Origin of the sequence: Streptomyces viridosporus T7A (genome assembly GCF_008704515.1) — a bacterium.
GTDB classification, from domain to species: Bacteria; Actinomycetota; Actinomycetes; order Streptomycetales; family Streptomycetaceae; genus Streptomyces; species Streptomyces viridosporus.
In genome coordinates, this window is sequence record NZ_CP023700.1 from 7,171,027 (window position 1) to 7,189,022 (window position 17,996).

17 protein-coding genes are annotated in these 17,996 nt (G+C 72.8%); 10 read left to right on the forward strand and 7 right to left on the reverse strand.

Going from position 1 to position 17,996, the window contains the following annotated elements; translation table 11 throughout:
• Nucleotides 1-223: 223 nt before the first annotated feature.
• The 7 genes from CP969_RS32715 (at nucleotide 224) to CP969_RS32745 (ending at nucleotide 6,426) form a co-directional block, all read left to right on the forward strand.
• On the forward strand, nucleotides 224-550 hold the full coding sequence (locus CP969_RS32715) for a TraR/DksA family transcriptional regulator (protein ID WP_004980044.1): 327 nt from the start codon (nucleotides 224-226) through the stop codon (nucleotides 548-550).
• A 46-nt stretch (nucleotides 551-596) separates the two neighbouring features.
• A complete protein-coding gene (locus CP969_RS32720; RefSeq protein WP_039830598.1) occupies nucleotides 597-986 on the forward strand; it encodes a TraR/DksA family transcriptional regulator in 390 nt (129 codons plus the stop codon).
• 142 nt (nucleotides 987-1,128) lie between these two features.
• Nucleotides 1,129-1,932 (forward strand): rod shape-determining protein, encoded by an 804-nt coding sequence (locus tag CP969_RS32725; protein ID WP_004980040.1) that lies wholly within the window; start codon nucleotides 1,129-1,131, stop codon nucleotides 1,930-1,932.
• A gap of 66 nt (nucleotides 1,933-1,998) precedes the next feature.
• On the forward strand, nucleotides 1,999-2,622 hold the full coding sequence (locus CP969_RS32730; RefSeq protein ID WP_004980035.1) for an Rv1733c family protein: 624 nt from the start codon (nucleotides 1,999-2,001) through the stop codon (nucleotides 2,620-2,622).
• Between the two features lie 444 nt (nucleotides 2,623-3,066).
• Nucleotides 3,067-3,576, forward strand: coding sequence for a hypothetical protein (locus CP969_RS32735; RefSeq protein ID WP_004980033.1), 510 nt, complete (start codon nucleotides 3,067-3,069; stop codon nucleotides 3,574-3,576).
• Nucleotides 3,577-3,685: 109 nt separating this feature from the next.
• Nucleotides 3,686-5,113: a flotillin family protein gene (locus CP969_RS32740; protein ID WP_016823599.1), complete on the forward strand. Its 1,428-nt coding sequence runs from the start codon at nucleotides 3,686-3,688 to the stop codon at nucleotides 5,111-5,113.
• Between the two features lie 323 nt (nucleotides 5,114-5,436).
• Nucleotides 5,437-6,426 (forward strand): glycoside hydrolase family 11 protein, encoded by a 990-nt coding sequence (locus tag CP969_RS32745; RefSeq protein WP_016823598.1) that lies wholly within the window; start codon nucleotides 5,437-5,439, stop codon nucleotides 6,424-6,426.
• 54 nt (nucleotides 6,427-6,480) lie between these two features.
• On the opposite strand, the gene CP969_RS32750 is transcribed toward CP969_RS32745, so the two are convergent.
• The 3 genes from CP969_RS32750 to CP969_RS32760 all read right to left on the reverse strand — a co-directional run bounded on the left by CP969_RS32750 (nucleotide 6,481) and on the right by CP969_RS32760 (nucleotide 9,628).
• On the reverse strand, nucleotides 6,481-8,334 hold the full coding sequence (locus CP969_RS32750; protein ID WP_016823597.1) for a SpoIIE family protein phosphatase: 1,854 nt from the start codon (nucleotides 8,332-8,334) through the stop codon (nucleotides 6,481-6,483).
• A 224-nt stretch (nucleotides 8,335-8,558) separates the two neighbouring features.
• Nucleotides 8,559-8,759, reverse strand: coding sequence for a DUF397 domain-containing protein (locus CP969_RS32755; RefSeq protein ID WP_004980021.1), 201 nt, complete (start codon nucleotides 8,757-8,759; stop codon nucleotides 8,559-8,561).
• Entirely contained in the window at nucleotides 8,756-9,628 is an 873-nt protein-coding gene (locus CP969_RS32760) for a helix-turn-helix domain-containing protein (protein ID WP_004980019.1), read from the reverse strand. Before CP969_RS32760 ends, CP969_RS32755 begins: the two co-directional genes overlap by 4 nt.
• 163 nt (nucleotides 9,629-9,791) lie before the next feature.
• Between CP969_RS32760 and CP969_RS32765 the strand changes: the two genes are divergently transcribed.
• Nucleotides 9,792-10,295 carry an ATP-binding protein gene (locus tag CP969_RS32765; RefSeq protein ID WP_016823596.1) on the forward strand — a complete coding sequence of 168 codons (504 nt, stop codon included), beginning with the start codon at nucleotides 9,792-9,794 and terminating at the stop codon, nucleotides 10,293-10,295.
• Here the strand turns inward: CP969_RS32765 and CP969_RS32770 are convergent.
• Both CP969_RS32770 and CP969_RS32775 read right to left on the reverse strand, forming a co-directional pair.
• Nucleotides 10,255-10,749: a hypothetical protein gene (locus tag CP969_RS32770; RefSeq protein ID WP_016823595.1), complete on the reverse strand. Its 495-nt coding sequence runs from the start codon at nucleotides 10,747-10,749 to the stop codon at nucleotides 10,255-10,257. The two genes, CP969_RS32765 and CP969_RS32770, sit on opposite strands and share 41 nt — an antisense overlap.
• Entirely contained in the window at nucleotides 10,746-13,235 is a 2,490-nt protein-coding gene (locus CP969_RS32775; RefSeq protein WP_016823594.1) for a molybdopterin oxidoreductase family protein, read from the reverse strand. The genes CP969_RS32770 and CP969_RS32775 overlap by 4 nt, the downstream gene beginning before the upstream one ends.
• Before the next feature lie 642 nt (nucleotides 13,236-13,877).
• On the opposite strand from CP969_RS32775, the gene CP969_RS32780 reads away from it, so the two are divergent.
• Nucleotides 13,878-14,180, forward strand: a complete 303-nt coding sequence (locus tag CP969_RS32780; RefSeq protein WP_016823593.1) for a hypothetical protein — start codon at nucleotides 13,878-13,880, stop codon at nucleotides 14,178-14,180.
• 85 nt (nucleotides 14,181-14,265) lie between these two features.
• On the opposite strand, the gene CP969_RS32785 is transcribed toward CP969_RS32780, so the two are convergent.
• Nucleotides 14,266-14,751: a carboxymuconolactone decarboxylase family protein gene (locus CP969_RS32785; RefSeq protein WP_004980008.1), complete on the reverse strand. Its 486-nt coding sequence runs from the start codon at nucleotides 14,749-14,751 to the stop codon at nucleotides 14,266-14,268.
• A 174-nt stretch (nucleotides 14,752-14,925) separates the two neighbouring features.
• On the opposite strand from CP969_RS32785, the gene CP969_RS32790 reads away from it, so the two are divergent.
• Complete coding sequence (locus CP969_RS32790) at nucleotides 14,926-15,951, forward strand: RNA polymerase sigma-70 factor (protein ID WP_016823592.1); 1,026 nt, start codon at nucleotides 14,926-14,928, stop codon at nucleotides 15,949-15,951.
• Nucleotides 15,952-16,330: 379 nt separating this feature from the next.
• Here CP969_RS32790 and CP969_RS32795 read toward each other — a convergent pair whose 3' ends face one another.
• Nucleotides 16,331-17,938, reverse strand: a complete 1,608-nt coding sequence (locus tag CP969_RS32795) for an alpha/beta hydrolase (protein WP_026084687.1) — start codon at nucleotides 17,936-17,938, stop codon at nucleotides 16,331-16,333.
• Nucleotides 17,939-17,996 lie beyond the last annotated feature (58 nt).

The following is a 17,996-nucleotide window of genomic DNA, read 5'->3' on the forward strand; positions in this document are numbered from 1 at the left end:
CGGCTGCGACCCCCCATGGTCCCGGCGGACGCGGCCAGCGTGTACGACCCCACCTCCCCCGGTCCATGGGCCCCGCGCCCCATTTCCCGCGGGCCGCCGGACCCATGCCGCGCCGGGTGGGTCCTTCGACCCCGCACAGATGGGTACCGCGCCCAATGGGCGTGATGCGTGCAAACGGCGAGGGTGGAAGCATCACCCGCCCATTTGCCTGGAGGACCTTGCCGTGTCGCTCGACCTGCCCCGCACCGAACTGCGCCCCGACCACCCCGCCGCCGACGAGATCCGGCAGCGCCTCGAGCACGCCCGCAGTACGCGCCTCGCTCAGCTCAAGGCCCTGGACGAAACAGGGCAGAGCGCCGAGGACCACCTCATGTCCAACCAGAGGGAAGCCATCCAGCGCGCCCTCAAGGAGATCGAGGAGGCGTTCGCCCGCCTCGAGGACGGCACCTACGGGACCTGCCTCGGCTGCTCGAAGCCCGTGCCGCCGGAGCGGCTGGAGATCCTTCCGCACACCCCGCACTGCGTGACCTGCCAGAGCCGCGCGGCCTGACCGCGCTCCTGCTTCCGTTCCCCTCCCGCTTAACCCAAGGGGTGAAGTGGTGACCCACCAGACCATCGGTGAGCGCGGCGAGGTCCTCACCTCCGAGGACCTCGCCGCGCTGCGCGACAACCTGCACGAGCAGCGGCTGTTCCGTCAGGAGCAGCTGCGGCAGTTCGCCGCCGACTCCGCGTTCCCCGCCGACGACCCGCACAGCGCCGGCGAGGACGAGGTGCGCGGCCCCGGCCAGATCGAGGTGCGCGTCAAACTCGCCGCCTCCGCCCGCATGGTGCTGGCCGACGTCGAGGCGGCGCTCACCCGGATGGACACGGGCACCTACGGCATCTGTCACCTGTGCCGTCGCCCCGTACAGCGCGACCGCCTGCTGATAGTTCCGCAGGCCCGTTACTGCGCCCGCTGCCAGCAGGTGCGGGAGGCGGCACGATGACCACGCCACGGCCGGGGCGCGCCGCGCGCCCCGGACACGGGCGGTCCCGCGGTCGCGGCCACCTCTTCGGGGATCCGGCCGCGACCACTGCTTTCCCACCGGACCCCACGTTCGTGGGTCCGCCCGCACAGGAGGCTGTCCGATGACCGTGATCCGGCGTTCGCGCCCGGCGGCCAGGCGACACATCCCCTGGCCGCTGTGCCGCCGGTGCTCCGGAATCGCGCTCGACCTGGGGAGCGCCCGTACCCGCGCGTGGATCGCGGGGCGGGGGGTGGTGCTCGACGTGCCGACGGTGACGTTCCCGGGCAACGGCGCCCTGCACCCCATCCAGCGCGGCACCATCGTCGACACCCCGGGCACCGCCCGGATGCTCGACCGGCTGCTCGGGCCCCGCCTGCCCCGCTTCGGCCGCCCCCTGGTCGTCGTCACGGCGCCGGTCCTGGACGGGCTCGCCTTCCGGACCGAGGCCCGGACGGCCGTCGAGATCCTCCGCCCGCGCGCCGTCCTGACCGTCCCGGGCGCGCGGGCGGTGGCCTTGGCCGCCGGTGCCGACCACGCCCGGCCGCTGCTGGTCGTGGACATCGGCGCGCACCTCACCGAGGTCGTCCTGCTCGCCGAGGGCGCGGTCACCGACGCGCGCCGCACCGCGCTCGGCACCGGCGACCTGGGCGACGACACGACGCCGGAGCAGCTCACCGACGCCGTGGTCGACATGGTGACGGCGATGCTGCGGCAGGACCGCACCTCCCTCACCCGTACCGCCCTGCGCCGCGGAATCCTCCTGGCCGGCGGAGGCGCCCTGCGCCCCGACATCACCCAGGACCTCCCCGGCCGGCTCGGCTGCCCGGTGCAGCCGGTGCCGTCCCCGCACACCGCCGCCGTCCGGGGCGCCGCCAGTCTCCTCGCCGCGGAGCACCATCACCCCTCCGCCACCGGCACCGCCTGACCCGGCGCCCCCCGGCCCCGCCCCGCCCCCCTGCCCGCGACCCGAGACTCCGAAAGGAGTGACGACGTGGCGTGCGAGACACCACCGGCACAGCCGCCCCCCGGCCCGCCTCCGCGCCCCCTGCTGTGGCGCTGGCGGCGCAACCCCCTGCGCCGCCGCACCGACGCGCTCCAGGCGTGGCTGGGGCTCGGGCTGCTGTTCGCCGTACTGGTCGTGGCGCCCGTGGCCGCCGTCCTCGTGGGCGACGCCGCCCACCGCCACTACGAGGACACCGCCCGCCACCAGGCCCTGACCCGGTACGAGACGACCGCGACCCTCACCCGGGACACCCCGCGCCACCCGGAGCCGGGGTCGGACGAGGAGAAGAACACCCGCTACCCGGCCGAGGTGCGCTTCCTCACCCGTGAGGGGCGGACCCGGACGACGCAGGCGGAGGTCCCGCCGGGTCTGCCCGCCGGCAACGAGGTCCGCATCTGGGTCACCACCGACGGCGAGGCGACCGAGCCGCCGCTGTCGCGCGAGCAGATCCGCAGCCGCAGCATGGGCTGGGCCCTCCTCGCCGCCATCGGCGTCGCCCTCACCGGCGCCGCCGCCCACGCCCTGACCACCTTCGCCCTGCGCCGCCGCAACCTGGCCGACTGGGCCACCGCCTGGGCCGAGACGGCACCGCGCTGGACCACACCCACCTGAGCCGCCCGGCACGCCGGGTCCCGGAGTCAACGGGGCCCGGGGGTGGGGGCCTTGACGCGGCGGAGGGTGAGGACGGTCTGCGCCGCGTGCGCGTCGGCCGGGGCGCCGGCCCTCTCGCTGAGGAGCCGGTACAGGTCGTCGGTGGCGCGGCACGGCCCCGGGCGGAGTCGGCCGCGACGCCCTGCCGAACTGCCGGAGTCGGGCAACGAGTTCCGCTCCGCGCCGACCCGTCCCGGCCCTCGGGCCGAGGCGGCGGCCGTTGCACGGCGCACTCGACCCTCATGTCGTCGACGCTGCGGCCCGAACGGCGGCGGAACCCGGGGGTCCGGGGGAAGGCGGCATTAATAACCCGTAAAGATTGCCGAGTTCTGGCAATGTGTCGTGCCCCGTTCACATGAGAGCATGTCCCGGCGGGGAGGTCGTCGAGCGAAAGCGGGGGACCCGATGGAGTGGTTCGTGGGTCTCGGGATCGCGGGGCTGGTTCTGCTCCTGCTCTCGCTGGTCTTCGACGGGATCCTGGAAGGCGTCTTCGACGGCGTGCTGGACGGCATGTTCGACGGGCTGCTGTCGCTGCCGGTGATCGCCGGGTTCGTGTCCATGCTCGGCTTCGGCGGCGCGATCGTGCTCGGCACGACGGAACTGGGGGTCGCGGGGGCCACGGCGACCGGCGCGGTGGCCGGTGTCGGCGCGGGCTGGCTGACGTGGCGGCTCAGCCGCGCCCTGATGCGGGATCAGACCGACGCCACTCCACGGGGCGACGACCTCGTCGGCAGCTCCGGCTCCGTGGTGACCGCCATTCCCGCCGAGGGGTACGGCGAGGTGCTGGTGTACCTCGCCGGGCAGCCGATGAAGCTGGCCGCGAAGTGCTCGGTGCCCGTGGCACGGGGCACCGAGGTCTGGGTGGAATCGGCGCTGTCCGCGACCTCGGTCGCGGTCCGGCCGGTCGAGCGCTGACCGGTCCGCCACCGCGGCCCGCTTCTCCGGGGCTCCACCCCTTCCCGCGTCCGTTCCCGATCCGAACCGAACCGCCGTCCCCCGGGAGGGCTGAGGAGATATCACCAGCATGAGCCCTGTACTGATCGCCGTGGTGGGAGTCGTCGTACTCCTGGTCCTGCTGGCCCTCGTGGTGGTCACCCGCTACAAGGTGGCGGGACCCAGCGAGGCGTTCATCGTCACCGGACGGCGCGGCAAGAAGTCCACCGACCCCGAGACCGGCCGGGTCTTCACCGACAACAGCGGTCAGAAGGTCGTGGTCGGCGGCGGTGTCTTCGTCGTGCCGTTCGTCCAGCAGAAGTTCACCCTCGACCTGTCCAGCCGGCACATTCCGGTGGCCGTCCGGGGCGCGGTCACGCTGCGCGGGGTGAAGGCCAACCTGGAGGGCGTCGCCATCGTCAAGGTCGGCGGCACCGAGGACTCGATCCGCGCCGCCGCCCAGCGCTTCCTGCAGCAGCAGGACGGCATCGTCGGCTTCACCCAGGAGGTGCTGTCCGGCGCGCTGCGCTCCATCGTCGGCAGGATGTCGGTCGAGGACATCATCCGTGACCGCGCCGTCTTCGCCGGGCAGGTCGCGGAGGAGGCCGAGGCCAGCCTGTCCGGCCAGGGCCTGGTGCTGGACGCCTTCCAGATCCAGGACATCACCACCGAGGGCTCCTACCTGGAGGACCTCGGCCGGCCCGAGGCGGCCCGCGCCAAGCAGGAGGCCGACATAGCCGAGGCCGTCGCCCGGCGCGCCTCCGAGCAGGCCCGCCTCAAGGCGGAGGAGGAGATCGCGATCGCCCAGCGCACCTTCGCGCTGAAGCAGGCCGAGATCAAGGCCGAGACGGACGAGGCCGCCGCGCGCGCCGACGCCGCCGGCCCGCTCGCCGAGGCCGCCCGCCGGCAGGAGGTCCTGCAGGAGCAGGAGAAGGTCGCCGCCCGGCAGGCCGCGCTGACCGACCGCGAACTGGACACCAAGGTCCGCAAGCCCGCCGACGCCGCTCGCTACCAGGCCGAGCAGGAGGCCGAGGCCCGCCGTATCGCCCTGGTCAAGGAGGCCGAGGCGGCGGCCGAGCGGGCTCGTCTGACCGGTGAGGGCGAGAAGGCGCAGCGTGCGGCGCTCGCCGACGCCGTGCGCATCGAGGGCGACGCGGAAGCCGCCGCGATCGCCGCCAAGGGCGCGGCGGAGGCCGAGGCCATGCACAAGAAGGCCGACGCCTTCGAGCGGTACGGCGACGCGGCGGTGCTCCAGATGCTGGTCGAGGTGCTGCCGCAGGTCGTCGGCAAGGCCGCCGAGCCGCTGGCCGCCGTGGACAAGCTGACCGTCATCTCCACGGACGGCGCGGGGCAGCTCCCGCGCACGGTGGCCAACAACGTCGCCCAGGGCGTGGAACTGCTCAGCTCCGCCACCGGCGTCGACCTCGCCCAGCTCCTCCAGGGCCTCGCCCGACGCGGTACGCCGGCGGCCTCCGCCCCGGCCGAACCGGCCAACGGCAAGGTCGACATCACCGAGTGACCCGAGCGGTCCTTTTTCCCTGCGGAGCCCGGACGCCGAACAGGCGCCCGGGCTCCGCCGTCTCTACGGAACGGGCCGGCCCGAAACTTTCGAACCGTGCTGCAAAGAGTTCGCCGGGCAATCTTCGGGTGCCGGAACTCCTTCAAGTTCGACCGGTCACATGGGTGGTTCGAACTGGGGAAACGCTGATCGTCTCCAGGTCGCATCGCGTTCGAACTTTTCGAAAGTTCTACCGAAACCGTTGACGGTTGACGCGAGCAGGCCAACACTGTCCGGCGTTGGCCCACCACCCGCACCGACCGTCACGAGGAGGCGCACCTCCCATGAACGCGTTCGCCCACCCGAGAGGCCGCAGACACGGCCGCTCGGCACCGATGAGCCCCAGGAGTACCTGGGCCGTCCTGCTGGCCGCTCTGGCCGTGATGCTGCTGCCCGGCACCGCCACCGCCGCCCCGGTCATCACGACGAACCAGACCGGCACCAACAACGGCTGGTGGTACTCGTTCTGGACCGACGCCCAGGGAACGGTCTCCATGGACCTGGGGTCCGGCGGCACCTACAGCACCCAGTGGAGGAACACCGGCAACTTCGTCGCCGGCAAGGGCTGGAGCACCGGCGGGCGCAAGACCGTGAACTACTCGGGCACCTTCAACCCGTCCGGCAACGCGTACCTGACGCTCTACGGGTGGACGACCGGCCCGCTCATCGAGTACTACATCGTCGACAACTGGGGCACCTACCGGCCCACCGGCGAGTACAAGGGCACCGTCACCAGCGACGGCGGCACGTACGACATCTACAAGACGACCCGGTACAACGCCCCCTCCATCGAAGGCACCAAGACCTTCGACCAGTACTGGAGCGTCCGGCAGTCGAAGCGCACGGGCGGCACCATCACCAGCGGCAACCACTTCGACGCGTGGGCCCGCAACGGCATGAACCTGGGCAACCACAACTACATGATCATGGCCACCGAGGGCTACCAGAGCAGCGGCAGCTCCACCATCACGGTGAGTGAGTCCGGCTCCGGCGGCGGTGGCGGCGGTGGCGGCTGCACCGCGACCCTGTCGGCCGGTGAGAAGTGGGGCGACCGGTACAACCTGAACGTCTCGGTGAGCGGGTCGAGCAACTGGACCGTGACGATGAAGGTGCCCTCCCCGGCGAAGGTGTCGTCGACCTGGAACGTCAGCACCTCCTACCCCGACAGCCAGACGCTCGTCGCCAAGCCCAACGGCAACGGCAACAACTGGGGCGTGACGATCCAGACCAACGGCAACTGGACCTGGCCGACGGTCTCCTGCAGCACCGGCTGACCCCGCACACCCGGCACACCGCACCCGAGGCGCGGCGGTCCCGTCCGCCGCGCCTCACTCCGGGCGGGCGGCCCGCGTGGGGTCCCGCACCTCGGGACGCTCCACCGTGGATCCGGGGGCGGCCCGGTCGGGGGCGGCGGGGCTGTACGGGGACTGCCGCGGAGGCGGGGGCGTGGTGTCACCGGGGGCTCCCGCGCCGGCGGCGGGCATGCGCAGGGCGAGCAGGGCGACGTCGTCCCCGCGGGGGTCGATCCGCGCCAGCAGTTCGTCGCAGAAGTCGTCCACGGTCTGCTCGGCCATGCGCCGGGCCAGGATCGCGGCATGGTGGCGGAGCTTGGCCAGACCGAGGTCGATGGAGCGGCCGCGGCTCTCCACCAGACCGTCGGTGTAGAGGAGCAGAGTGGAGTGCGGGGGAAGGTCCTCGTAGGCGTCGGGCCAGCTCAGGCCCAGGTGCAGGACGGAACTCATGCCGATCAGCGGCCCGTGGCCGCCGGTCAGGAAGCGTGTGTCCCCCTCACCGGTCACCAGCAGGGGCGGCGGGTGCCCGGCGGTGACCCAGTGCAGCTGCCAGGGGCCGCCTTCCTCCCCCTCGACGCGGGCGAAGACCAGGGTGGCCATCGGGGCGTCGCTGGTGTGGGTCACGGCCTCGTCCAGGCGCCGCATGATCACGCTGGGCGGCTCCTGGTGGTCCCACGCCAGGGCGCGCAGCATGTTGCGGACCTCCGCCATGTGCGCGGCGGCCTGCCGGTCGTGGCCGACCACGTCCCCGATGACCAGGGCCGTGATGCCGTCCGAGAGCAGGAAGGCGTCGTACCAGTCGCCTCCGATCTCCATGGCGCTCTGCGCGGGGAGGTAGCGGGCGGCCATCCGCAGACGGTCCACCTGGGGGAGCGGGGCGAGCAGTTGGCGCTGCATGGTCTCGGCGACGTTCCGCTGCTCGTGGTACAGCCGGACGTTGTCCAGCGCCATCCCGAGACGTCGGCCGATGTCGGACAGCACCCTGACCTCGGAGTCCGCATGGGCGGGGGAGGGCCCGGCGCGGCCCACGGCCAGCGTTCCGAAGAACCGCTGCCGGGTGCTCAGCGGAACCACGACGGCCGACCGGCCGCCGAGCCGGTCGAACAGCGTCCGAAGAGGGGCGGCCAGCGGGGCGTCCGGGTCCGCGGTGAGTTCCCCGGCGGTCACCCGGACGGGCTCGTCGCCGCTCAGGCGGCGTTCCACCGCCCGGCGGCTCTCCTCCGACAGCGGCGGAAGCGGTTCCTCCAGGTACACCGGCCGCTCCCCGTCACGGGCGCTGTGGACGGCGATCCGCTCTCCTTCCCCCGACCCGGTGGGGCACAGGTCCAGTGCGGCCCAGTCACCCATCCCCGGGACCAGCAGGGGCAGCAGCCGGCGGCTCATGCCGGAGGCGTCCACGGTGGACATGAGCGCCGCCGAGACGTCCGCCACCAGATTCAGCCGGTCGGTCAGCGCCTCCAGGGCGGCGGTGTGCGCCGCGGCCCGTTCCTCGGCCTCGCGCTGCAGGCTGAAGTCATGGAAGACGATCACCATCCCGGCCTTGCGGCCCGCCACCCGCAAGGGGGTGGTCGACCAGATGATCGGCACGGTCGTGCCGTCGGCGCGCAGGAAGTACTCCTCGCTGCCCAGTTCCCCGGACCCGCCCTCTCGCAGGGGGGCCAGCATCGAGCACCGCTCGCGCGGCACGGGGCTCCCGTCGTGGCGGCGGTGCAGCAGGTCGTGCACGTCGTGGCCGCGCATCCGCTCCTGCGACCGGCCCAGCAGGTGCTCGGCCCAGGGGTTGGCGAACGTGATGCGCCCCGAGGTGTCGACCGTGAGGACACCCGCGCCCACATCGTGGAGGACGGCATGCAGGAAGGCCGGGCCCACCACCTGCTCGGTCCCGCTCACGGCTCCACCGTCCCCTCGTCGGTTCGGACGTCCGTCCGGGACAGATGCCACAGCCGTCACCGTGATTCCGGAACCGTGTGCCCAGCGGGTGCCGCACCATGCACGACCGCACGACCGACGGAGGGGATGTCACACGGGGTCGCGCCTCGTCACCGAGTGGTGCGGCCGACGGGGGAGGGATCGCGCCACGAGGCCCGAGCACCAAGGCCTCGTGGCGCGGCAGGTCAGCTCCGGTCCCGCCCCAGGCCCGTGACGAACCCGGACCATGCGCTCCGCGCGAACACGAGCCGGGGGCCACCGCGCCCCTTGGAGTCCCGTACGTGTATGGCGGTGGCGTCGGCGGCGATCTCGACGCACGCCCCGCCCTCACCGCTGCTGTAGCTGCTCTTGAACCAGTCCAGCCGTGCGGGCTGTTCAGTGTTCATCGGTCTCCCAGCATCTTCTCGATCAGGGTCAGTGACTCTCCCGGTGTGAGCGCCTGTGCCCTGATGCTGCCGTAGCGTGCGGCAAGGATACGTACCTCGTCCGGATCCGTAATCAGACGGCTGACGTGCTGTACTTCCAGGTACGCCACCTGTGGCCTGCCCTTCGGGGTGAGCAGGATGAAGGGCCCGCCCAGGCTGGGGTGTTCCTTGCGCTCCACCGGCAGCACCTGGAGTTCCACACTGCGTAGCCTGCCGAACCTCAGCAGCGCTTCAAGTTGTTTCCGGTGAACGTCCCACCCGCCCAGTGGGCGACGCAACACGGATTCCTCGAGGATGAAGGTCGTGAACGGCGGAGGCCAGCGGTCGAAGATCTGCTGGCGGTCCAACCGTGCGGCCACCCGCTGTTCGACGGTCGTCTCGTCCAACAGGGGTTGGCGGGTACCGAACACCACACGGGCGTGAGCCTCGGTTTGAAGGAGCCCGGGGACCGCGAGCGAACTGTAGTCGTGCAACTCGACCGCCTCCGCCTCCAACCGCGCGTAATCCCGGAACCACTCCGGATGACGCACCCTCCGCCGGGTCTTCGCCCGCTCCACGTCCTCCGCCGCGGACGCCAGCAGACCGCCGCAGTCCAGCAACCGGTCCACCGCGACCAGCAGTTCGGGCTGGGGCGTCCGTCGGGCCCGCTCGACCGAGGAGATCGTCTCCTCGCCGTACCCGATCCGGTCGCCCAGTTCCTTCTGGCTCAGTCCGGCCCGCTCCCGCGCGACCTTGATCTGCCGGCCGAGGGCCCGGAACAGGTCCGCGACCTCGTCCGTTCCGTCCGCCTCGTCACCCGTGGGAATCCCCGTACCCGGCTGCGCTGCCATGCCGTACCACCACCCTGTTTCCTCGTGCGGAGGGCGAACCGGCGAAAGCCCGGCCGGGGCACGGCCGGACGCCCGTACACCACACCGTCCGCGCCGGGACAGTCACTCTGCGTACCGCCCGGAGTGCTCCCCACGGTAGGGCGACTCGGTCACCCTCGGTGATGTGAATCAGGAAACCGTCACCGCACCTGGTAAACCGGCCGTCGGCACAGCCCACTTCCGCACCCTGTTCCCCACCACCGCGCACGGTGCGCACACCGCGCGCCACGCCGCCGAGCGCTGGCTCGCCGCGCAACGGGGACAGTCCGCACCCGCCGACGACGCCGGCACCGCCACGGCCTCCCTCCTCATCGCCGAACTGACCGCGAACGCGGCCCTGCACGGCCGGGTGCGGGGCAGGGCCGCGCGCCTCGCCCTCACCCTGACGCCCACCGCCCTGCGGATCGAGGTCACCGACGCGCGGGGCGAGCGCCCACCCGTGCCCCCCACCCCGGCCGCCGATGTCCACGGCGAGTCCGGGCGGGGCCTGTTCCTCGTGGCCTCGCTCGCCGACGCCTGGGGCTGCGAGCCGTACCCGCCGGGCGGCAAGACGGTGTGGGCGGAGTGCGCCGGATCGCCCGGCGCACTCACTGCAGGGACGCCAGGACCTGGGGAGACAGGTTCTTGATCATGGTGTTGGTCCAGCGCATCTGGCGCAGGGTCTCCGGGTGGCACTCGGAGGCCAGGGCGAGCAGACCGGTGTCGCGGGTGGCCTGGGCGGCCTGGGCGAGCATCTCCCAGTACAGGGAGTTGCCCGCCGCGTCGAGGTGCAGCTTGCGCAGGTCGCGCAGCAGGAGGAGGCCCGTTTCGGGCCGGTGGACGGTCGCCTCGGCCGTCTTCTCCCGGAGCGTCGACAGCAGCCCCGCGGAGTCGTCCCCGGAGGGGGCGCCGAGGTGCACGCCGTGGTCGCGGCCGGTGTCGGCCAGGCGCCGGACATGGGTGCGGGACCACCGGGCGAGGTCGGTGGCGACGTGGTGGACCTCGTGTTCCGTGCGGTGGCGTTCCGCCACCGCCGTCAGCTCCCCGGCCAGGTGCTTCTCGCCGTGGTGGAGCGCGCGCAGGACGAGGGTGACGCCGTTCATTCCGACTGCTCCTTCCGGCGGTCCGGGGGAGCGCCGACGGACTCGGTGACGAGGGCGGAGGGGCCGCCGACCGTGTCCGGGACGGTGCCGGCGCGGGACGGGGCGGACGCGGTGGTCGTCGGTGCGGGGGCGGGGCGGCCGTCACCGCGTTCGACGCGCCGCAGGGCCGCCGCGGCGGTCTTGTACAGCGGCTGCTTGGAGGCCGGGTCCCAGTCGGTGACGGTGGTCTCGTTCGCGGCGCGTCCCGGTGTGCCGCCGTCCGGGGCGTGACCGCCCCCGGTGTCCCAGTAGCCGTAGTGGAAGGGGACGAACAGCAGCCCCGGCCGGATGTCCGTCACCCGGAGCCGTCCCCGCAGGGCGCCGCGCGGCGTGGCCACTTCCACCAGGTCGCCCTCGTCGAGTCCGAGCGCGGACGCGTCGGAGGGGGCGGCCTCCACCCACACGTCGGGGGCGGCTTCGTTCAGTTGGGGGGCACGGCCCGTCTTCGTCCGCGTGTGGAAGTGGTAGAGCGTCCGGCCGGTGGTCAGCTGGAACGGGTACTCCTCGTCGGGCGCCTCGTGGGGCGGCAGGTAGGCGGCGGCCTTGAGCATGGCCTTGCCGTCGGGGTTGAGCGAGCGGTACTCGACGACGTCGTCCGCCGCGCCGGTCACCAGGTCCTTGCCGTAGGTCTCGCAGACGTCGGGGTGGGCCCAGCTGATCCCGTCGGTGTAGAGGCGGTCCGTCCCCTCCGGGGCCCGCTCGTTGCACGGCCACTGGATGCCGCTGCCTCCGCGCAGCTTGTCGTGGCTGAGACCGGTGTAGTCGCACGGGCGGCCGGCACTGCAGCGTTTCCACGCCTCGAACGCGGACTCCGGGTCGTGCCAGGTGATCAGCGGGCCGCCGTCCTTGTCGCGGAAGTCCATGCGAGCGGCGTAGTCGAGGAAGATGTCCAGGTCCGGCCTGGCCTCGCCGGGCGGATCGACCGCCTTGTCGGACAGGTGCACGGTGCGGTCGGCGTTGGTGAACGTGCCGGTCTTCTCGCCCCACGTCGCCGCGGGCAGCACCACGTCCGCCAACTGGGCGGTCTCGGTGAGGAAGAGGTCCTGCACGACCACGAACAGGCGGTCCTGGGCCAGGACCGAGCGGATCCGGGACAGCTCGGGCAGCGAGACCGCCGGATTGCTGCCGCTGATCCACAGCATGCGGATCGAGCCCTGCTCGGCGTAGCGGAACATCTGCATCGCGTGGGTGGGCGGGGCGTAGTGGGGGATGGTCTCCGGGTCGACGTTCCACACCCGCGCCAGGTCGGCCACGTGGTCGTCGTTCTGCCAGTTGCGGAAACCCGGCAGGTCGCCGTTGGCGCCGCACTCACGGGTGTTCTGGGCGGTGGGCTGCCCGTTCATCTGGAGGACCCCGGCGCCGGGCCGCCCGAGCATGCCGCGGATCAGATGCAGGTTGTTGATCTGCACGGCGGCGGCGGTGGCCTGGTGGGACTGGTAGACGCCCTGCAGCACCGTGGACAGCAGCCGGTCGGCCGTGCCGAGGAGTTCGGCGGCCTCGCCGATGCGGGCGGCCGGTACGTCGCAGATCCGGGCCGCCCACTCGGGGGTGCAGTCCTCCACCCGGGACGCCAGTTCCTCGAATCCGACGGTGTGGGCCTCGACGTAGTCGTGGTCGACGCGGTCGGTGCGGATGATCTCGTGCAGCAGGGCGTTGAACAGCGCCACGTTCGTCCCGAGGCGGGGAGCCAGGTGCACGGTGGCCGCGCGGGCCGGCCGCGTGGGACGCGGGTCGACGCACAGCAGGCGGGGCGGGTCGCCGCCCTCCAGCCGGTCCAGGACGCGCATCCACTGCACGGGCTGGGTCTCGGCGAGGTTGTGCCCGAACAGGGCGATCACGTCGGCGTGGTCGATGTCGTCGTAGGTGCCCGGCTGCCCGTCGCACCCGAAGGACTCCTTCAGCGCCTCGGCGGCGGTGGCCGTGCACAGGCGGGTGTTGCCGTCGAGGTGGTTGGTGCCGATCCCGGCCCGGGCCAGCACCGCCAGCGTGTAGTACTCCTCCAGGAACAGCTGCCCGGAGGTGTAGAAGCCGATCGACCCCGGACCGCGTTCGTGCAGCAGCTCCCGGGAACGGGTCGCGATCCGGTCCATCGCGGTCGCCCAGTCGCACTCCACCAGCTGCCCGTCCCGGCGCACCAGCGGCCTCGTGAGCCGGTCCGGCGAGGCGTTCGCCTGCCATCCGAAGAGGTCCTTCGGCCCCAGCCGGCCGCGGTTGACGCGGTCCTGCGTCCGGCCGCGCACCCCGGCCATGCGTCCGTCCACGACCGCGATGTCCATCGCGTCCCCGTCGGAGTGCAGGATCGACGCGGCCTGGACCCACCGCTGCACCGTGTCCGGGTCGACGCCCTCCCGCAGGCAGATGTCCTGCCGCTCCGGCCACGACCCGTGTCGGCCGTACGGGGTGCGGCTGCCCCACGGCAGGGCGATCCGGTCCACCGAAGCGACCACGGCTACCTCCCAGGGAACGGCGGCGAAGCCCGACGCACGTGCGTCCTCGGTACCCCTGCCCTCCGATCCCTAACGCCGCCGTCCGCGTCCCAGGCGCCGCATGCGTTGCCGCATGCGTTGCCGCGGCGGGGCCCCTCGTCCGCGCTTCCGCGTCGCGGAGTCGCGGATCGCAGGAACCGCGACCGGAAGGACCGCGGCCGCCGTGCCCGCCCTCGCGGCGGGAGCCGCCGCGGCCGTCATGGTTGCCGGGCATCGCGCGGGCGGCACCGTCCGGCGGCGAGGACGTCACGGCCGTGGTGTCCGAGGGGAGTTCGGCTCGGGCGCCGAGCGTGCGGGGCCGGCCTCGTCGTGGCACGCATCGATTTCTTCACCTGCGGCAGCACCTTTTTCCGGTCGATCCGCGGGCTCCGCCGACGGCGTGCCCCGCGGGTCGGCCGCCCACCGCGTCAACGCCGCCGAGCGCCGCATCTGCGGATTCATACGGCGCCCGGTGTTCAAAGATTGTTGAAATACCTTACTGAAAATTGCGGAAAGGTGGCGCAAACCTCATCCGGCCGCCGATGGGCCGCTCTAGCCTGAAGCCCATCGGTTCATGAGTTGAAGGGGAGCAGTCCCATGCGCCAGGTAATGCGTCCATTCATCATGACGGCGGCAGCACTGCTGCCGGTACTGACGGGCAGCGCGGCAGCACACGCGACGCCGTCCGAAGCCGAGCGGGCGCAGACCGGCGCCCCCGCCTGCGTGGAGGTCGGCGCCGACTGGCGCTACGCGTTCGTCACCAACACCTGCTCCAGCACGTACACGCTGACCGTCGCCTACAGCGACGGCCGTGAGGTCCCGTGCCGCGTCGTCCACCCCGGCGACCGCGTCACCTTCCCCGGCCACGGCACCCGGGGCGACCGAGTGCTCGGCGCCGTCCTGTGCTCCGGCGGCACCGACCACTGACGGACCTGTGCTCCGGCGGCACCGGCCGCACCCGTGGGCCCGGCCCCGGACCGGACGGTCCGGGGCCGGACGTGTCCGCCGCCGTTCAGCCGAACGCGGCGGCGAACATGCCGGGTTCGTAGGAGCCTCCCCGCTGGTGCACGATCACGGCGAGCCGGTTGGCCGCGTTGATCAGGGCGACCAGGGCGACCAGGGCGGCGGTCTGGTCGTCGTCGTAGTGCTTGCGCACCTGGGCCCAGGTCTCGTCGGACACGCCGGGGTGGGCGTCGGCGAGCCGGGTGCCCTCCTCGGCGAGCGCCAGCGCGGCCCGCTCGGCCTCGGTGAACACGGTGGACTCGCGCCAGGCGGCGACCAGGTGGAGCCGGACCGCGGTCTCACCGGCCGCCGCGGCCTCCTTGGTGTGCATGTCGATGCAGTGGCCGCAGCCGTTGATCTGGCTGGCGCGCAGCGACACCAGTTCCTGGGTGGACCTCGGCAGCGACGACTGGTGGACCACCAGGCCGGCGCCGGCGAACCGCTTGGCGAACCTGGCGGCGACCTCGTTGTCGAACAGGTTGAATCGGGCGTCCACGACGTCCTCCTCATGCGTGGTGCGGCAATGAACGAACACGAGACGCCGACGGTCCGCTCCTTGTGACGGCGAGGCCGGTGTGACGTGCGCCACCGCTCATGGATGTCACAGAGCCGCGGGGACCGGCGTCCCGTGCGTGTGGCCCCGTCACGAGCGGACAGGCAGGAGCAGTCGGTGAAGAGCGAGTACAGCGAGCGCACACAGAACACGGCCGGGCGGCTCCCCGACCGCGGACGCCCGGGCCCCGGCGGTGGGCACACGGACCCCGGCGGTGGGCACACGGAACCAGGCGGCGGGCGCCCGGAACCCGACGGTGGACGCACGGACTTCGCCACCGAGGCGTTCGTCGCCCATCGCAACCTGCTGTTCACCGTCGCCTACGAGATGCTCGGCTCGGCCGCCGACGCGGAGGACGTCCTGCAGGAGACCTGGCTGCGGTGGGCGGGCGTGGATCTCGGCACGGTGCGCGACCGGCGCGCGTACCTGGTCCGGATCACCACCCGCCAGGCACTGAGCCGGCTGCGCGTGCTCGGCCGCCGCAAGGAATCCTACGTCGGCTCCTGGCTGCCCGAGCCGCTGCTCACCACGCCCGACGTGGCCGAGGACGTCGAGCTGGCCGACAGCGTCTCGATGGCGATGCTGCTGGTGCTGGAGACGCTCACGCCGGTCGAGCGGGCGGTGTTCGTGCTGCGCGAGGTGTTCGACCTCGAGTACGGCGAGATCGCCGAAGCCGTCGACAGGAACCAGGCCGCGGTCCGTCAGATCGCGCACCGGGCACGGGCACACGTCGCGGCACGCCGGCCGCGCGGGACCGTCTCCCCGGACCAGACCCGGGACGCGTTCGACGCGTTCCGGCGGGCGGTCGAAACGGGCGATCTGCAGGGCCTGCTCGACATCCTCGCGCCGGACGTCGTCCTCCTGGGCGACGGCGGCGGAGTCAGGAAGGCCGTGCCGCGGCCCGTCGTGGGGGTCGGCAAGGTGGCCCGCCTGCTGGCCACCGGGCTGGACAGGGTCGCGGGCGAGGCGTCGCTGCGGACGGCGGAGGTCAACGGCCACCCGGCGCTGGTCCTCCGGCTCGACGGCGTGATCGACACCGTCGTGGCCGTGCGCATCGACGACGGCCTCGTCACCGGGCTCTACGCCGTGCGCAACCCCGAGAAGCTGTCGTACATGCGGCGGGAGACCGCCCTGCGCCGCTGAGCCCGCTCCCCCCGGAAACGGCGGCGTCGGACCGTCGACCCCGCGCTCCCCGCCCCCGGCGTCCCGGCCGCGTCAGCGACTGCCCCGTCGGCACGGTGCGCTCACGCATCGCCCGCGCCCGCACCTCGCCGATCGAGTGGCTCGACGACGCCGAGCGCTGCGCCCCGGAGGCCGCCGCGGCCCGACCGGCCGCACCCCACGCTGCCGCCCGGTTCCTCGTCCGGGCGGCAGCAGTCCGGTGCGGTGGGGTGTTCCGGTCCGGAGTCGCCCGCCCTTCCCGGCCGGGGCGACGCTCGCGACCGGGGCCCCCACCCGGCGCCCTCGGCGCCGCCCCTCGGCCGGCCGGCGGCCGGCCCCCACGGACAGCGGCGCCCGTCTCCTACTTGCCTTCCGGCAGCGGCTCCGCCTCGCACACCGCGCCGCTCTTCGGGAGCTTCCCGCCGAGCAGATACGCGTCGACGGCGTTCCGCACGCACGCGTTCCCGCTGTTGTAGGCACCGTGGCCCTCACCCTCGTAGGTGAGCTCGAAGCCCACGCCCTTGCCGAGCCGCTCCGCCATGCGGGCGGCGCCCTCGTAGGGGGTGGCGGGGTCGCCGGTGTTGCCGACCAGCAGGATCGGCGGCGCGCCCGGCGCGCTCACCTCGGGGTGCTCGGCCTCTCCCGTCACCGGCCAGCCGTCGCAGGCGAGCAAGCCCCACGCCAGGAGGGGCCCGAACAGGGGCGACGTCTTGACGAACTCGGCCATTCTTTCCTCCACGTCCGCCACGGTGTAGCGGTCGCTGGAGTCGTCGCAGGTGATGGCCCTGAAGGCGTCGTTCCTGTTGCTCGCGTCGTCAAAGCGGTGCTGACTCAGCGCCTTCGCCAGGTCCAGCATGATGTCGCCGTTGTCGTTGGCGGCCGCCTCCAGGCCCACGAGGAGGGCGGGCCAGTAGTCCTGTTTGTAGAGCGCGCCGACGATGGCGGCGAGGAACGCGTCGCCGTCGAGCTCACTTCCGTCCGAAGTGGGGAGCGGAGCGTCGTCCAGGTCGGCCTCGAGCTCCACGGCGGTCTCCACGATCTCCGCGACGTCGTCACCGAGCGCGCAGCCCCTCTCGACGCACCACGCGGCGAAGTGCTCGAAGGCGAGCTGGAAGCCGCCGGCCTGCCCGAGGGCTTTCTCCATCGCGTCCAGGGTGGGGTCGACGACGGCGTCCAGGACGGCCCGGCCGACGTTCTCGGGGAACAGGTGGGCGTACACGCCACCGAGTGAAGTGCCGTAGGAGATCCCGAAGTAGTGGAGCTTCTCGTCGCCCAGGACGTGCCGCATCAGGTCCATGTCCCGGGCGGTCTCGGTGGTGCCGACGTGCGGGAGTACGTCGCCGGAGTTCTTCTCGCACGCCGCGACCGTCTCCCGGTGGAAGGCGACCAGCGCGTCGATCTCGTCGGTGCCGTCGTCGGGGGTGGCGTCCACCCGGTCCTCGTCGCCGGAGCCGGCGTCCAGGCAGCGCACGCCCCGGCTGTTGCCGACGCCGCGCGGGTCGAAGCTGACCAGGTCGTACCGGGAGCGGAGCTTCTCGTAGTCGGAGGCCAGAGCGGGCAGGAGGGTGACCCCGGAGCCCCCGGGGCCGCCGAAGTTGAAGAGCAGCGAACCGATCCGGTCCTTCGCGTCGCCGCTGGAGCGGGCCCGGATCAGCTCGATGCCCATCGACTCCCCGGAGGGCTTCTTCCAGTCCAGCGGCGCCTGCAGGGTGGCGCACTGCCACCGGGTGCCGTCCGACAGGAGGGCGGGGGCTTCGCCACCGCCCTGGAGGAGTGAGGGGGCGGGGCAGTCCTTCCAGTCCAGGGACTGCTTCCAGAAGCGGCCTTCGTCCGGTCCGGTGGTCGCCGTGCCGCCGCCACCGCCCTGGCTGCCGTCCTGCGCCACCGGCGTACAGGCCGTCAGGGAGCAGGAGAGCAGGGCGGCGGCGGACAGCAGGGCAGCAGCGGATGTCGCTCGTATGGAGGGCATGGCCTCAGCTTTCGGCAGCCCGGCCGGAGGCGCACGGTGTGTCGTCCGTTCGGGGCAG